We start from the raw sequence: 532 nt of genomic DNA, 5'->3' as shown, positions 1-532 counted from the left end.
GAGTCATATCCTTGCAATAATGGGTAGATAAACTCATGAATCGCAATCGGTTGTTGAGCTTTATAACGCTTTTCAAAGTCATCACGCTCTAACATGCGCGCAACCGTGTGGCGTGATGCTAATTGAATCATGCCAGCTGTACCAAGCTCGCCTAACCATTGGGAGTTGAAGACAACTTTGGTTAACTTAGGATCGAGCACTTTAAAGATCTGCTCTTCATAGGTTTTAGCATTTGCTAAGACCTGCTCACGAGTGAGCGGCTTACGAGTAACATCTTTGCCTGAAGGGTCACCGATCATGCCGGTGAAGTCACCGATTAGAAAGTTTACTTCATGACCGAGATCTTGAAAATGACGCATCTTATTGATAACGACGGTATGTCCGAGATGTAGATCTGGAGCTGTAGGGTCAAATCCTACTTTAATGCGGAGCTGACGATTCTCTTTCAATTTAGCGGTTAAATCTTCAATGGAGATCACTTCATCAGTACCACGTTGAATAATCTCTAGACTCTCTTCTATGGTTGCCATAC

The 532-nt window shown here is 43.2% G+C and carries 1 protein-coding gene; it reads right to left on the bottom strand.

Translation table 11 applies throughout. The features are described 5' to 3' along the window. On the bottom strand, positions 1-532 hold a 532-nt coding region (tyrS, locus tag FK530_RS27720; protein ID WP_146489530.1), incomplete at both ends, for a tyrosine--tRNA ligase.

It is taken from the genome of Tsukamurella conjunctivitidis, from assembly GCF_007858475.1.
Classification (GTDB): Bacteria; Actinomycetota; Actinomycetes; order Mycobacteriales; family Mycobacteriaceae; genus Tsukamurella; species Tsukamurella conjunctivitidis.
Note: the sequence above shows the minus strand (reverse complement) of the source record. Positions and strands in the feature narration are given on the sequence as shown.